The sequence below is a fragment of the Streptomyces sp. NPDC058964 genome (assembly GCF_042741275.1).
Classification (GTDB): domain Bacteria; phylum Actinomycetota; class Actinomycetes; order Streptomycetales; family Streptomycetaceae; genus Streptomyces.
The window spans coordinates 1-2,408 of sequence record NZ_JBHYKH010000833.1; the positions used below are offsets into that span (position 1 = coordinate 1).

Consider the following 2,408-nt stretch of genomic DNA (forward strand, 5'->3'; position numbering starts at 1 on the left):
CCGATCAGGCCCACGCCCACTCGGACACGGCGGCAGCCGCGGCAGCCGCCGCCCATCGTCACGCCCGTGAGGCGACCCGCGCCGCGAACGCCGCCGACTCACTGGCGCGCGAGGCCGCGTCCGCGGCGAACGACGCCCACGACGCGGCCGAGGCCGCGGCGGACCATGCCGAGAAAGCCGCCAAGGCGGCCGACGAGGCGGCCGACCACGCGGGAGAGGCGGGGAAGGCCGCCGCCCAGTCCAAGGTCCATGCCCAGGCTGCGCAGGTGGACGCCGACGCCGCGACCACGGCGGTGAACAAGGCCAAGAAGGTCTTCGAACTGGCCCGCCGCGTCGACGCCGAGGAGTTGACGGCACGCACCAACACCGGCATCGCCCATGCCCAGGATCTCAAGGGGCAGGAGGAGCAGCACGACGCCGCCCAGGCAACCGCCGTTCAGCAGGCCAAGGACCTCGGCGCGCAGGCCCAGCACCTCAGCGAGCAGGCCACGGCGGACGCAGACGCGGGGACCCTCGCCCCCCAGGTCCGCAAGGTCGCGCTGGGCATCCTGAAGACCGGCAGGCCCTGGAGCCGTGCCGCCGCCGAGGAAGCGCTGGCCGGGTCCGACGACGACACGCTCACCTACATCCGCACCACCTGGAAGCTCTCCGCCCAGCAGGACGACCGCGCCCAGGTCGAACGACTCGCCCTGACCGCCGGTTCGGCGCAGGTCCGCAAGGCGGCGGGCGACGCCCTGGCGGGTGACGCCGCGGCGATCAGCGCCTTCCTCTCCACTGGCCAGTACCAGGCCGTGGCCCAGCAGGTACGGGTCTCCGTCGCCCAGATCATCAGCGGGGGCGGCCCCGTGACGCAGCAGGAGGGCAGGAAGGCGCTCGACTCCGACTCACCCGAGACGATGAGCCGGTTCATCACCGCCGGGCAGTACCAGGCCCGGGTCCAGGACGAGCGCGTCCGTGCGGCGCAGCTGGCCGACAGCGGTGGGGCGGAGCTGAAGTCCGCCGCCCGTATCGCCCTCGAAGGCCCGGCGGACCTGCTGCACAGGTTCATCCAGGTCGGTCAGTACCGTGCCCAGCGCAAGGACCTGCTCGACGCCACGCACGTCTCCCAGGTGCAGCAGCTGATCGCCCAGGCCGCGAGTGTCGCCTCAACCGCCCAGCAGGACGCGGCCGAGGCGGCCAAGGCCGCGGCCGTCGCGGCCAAGGCGGCCAATGACGCGGCCGGTTACGCGCAGCAGGCCAAGCGGCACGCCGCCGACGCAAAGAACTACGCCACGCAGGCCGCCGGTTACGCCAAGGACGCCGACGCCTCCGCCGCCCGTGCCGCGCAGTCCGCGAAGTCCGCCCGCCAGGCGGACGCGCAGGCCCAGCAGGCCGCCGCCGACGCCCTCAACTCCGCCACCGCTGCCCACGACTCGGCGAGTTGGGCGGCGACATCCGCCGCCGGTGCGTGGACCTCCGCCAAGCAGGCCCGTGCCTCGGCTACCGCGGCCGGCAAGGACGCCACCGCGGCGGCCCAGGCCGAGACCGTCGCCTACCAGGTCACCATCGCCAAGCAGCAGAAGGAGATGGCCGACCGCTGGAAGGCCTATGAGGCCTGGCAGGAGCAGAACACCAAGGACGACGACGACAGCTGGGTGCCCGACTGGCTGCAGAGCGGTCTCGACACGGTCGGCACCTACGCCGACGCCTTCTGGGACAACAGCCCGCAGATCCTGTCCGGTCTCGCCGAGAGCATCGGCGGCGGCTGGCTCACGGACGTGGGGTTGCTCGACGGCATCGTAGGCGGCGGCGGGGGGCTGCTCCTGTGCCCCGAGACCGGGGGACTGGGCTGTCTGGCCGCCGGTGGCGCCGTGGCCAGCGGTACGGCCCTGGCCGGGGCAGGCATCTATGGGATCACCGACGGCACGAGGCGCTTCAGCGACGGTATCGAGAACGCCCTGCGCGAGGCCCGCGCCGAACGAGCCACCTCGGGCGGCAGCGGCCGCCTGTCGGACGACCTGCCCCAGGGCATGGGGAAGCCTTTCCTCAAGTCCTACGACGACATCAAGATGGGCCAGGGCAAGCCGCGGCTCGACGACAACGGCGTGCAGAAGGTCTTCAAGGGCGACAACGACAAAAGGCCCTGGGAAAAGCCATGGGCAGGTTCTCTGGAATTCGAGGTTCCTGGTGCGAAGGACCCGACCAAGGCACGTATCCTGCTGAAGTTCCTGCCCGACGGCAGGACGGTCATGGGGTGGACGACCGACCACTACGACACGATCAAGAAGTTCACTGCACCGCACTTCCCCGACGCCGGCTGGAAGTGACCTGAACAGCACCGGGGGGGGGGGCGCGTGTGGAGGGGGCCCCCCCCCCGGGGGGGGGGGTGATGAGAGGCCCCACCCAGCGCCGCCCCCCGGCCGCGACCC

The 2,408-nt window shown here is 72.3% G+C and carries 1 protein-coding gene; it reads left to right on the forward strand.

The genetic code is table 11. The annotated features are described in order from the left end of the window. A partial coding sequence (locus tag ACFW2E_RS45350) for an ALF repeat-containing protein (RefSeq protein ID WP_384477610.1) occupies positions 1-2,306 on the forward strand: 2,306 nt, incomplete at its 5' end. Between the last annotated feature and the right edge of the window lie 102 nt (positions 2,307-2,408).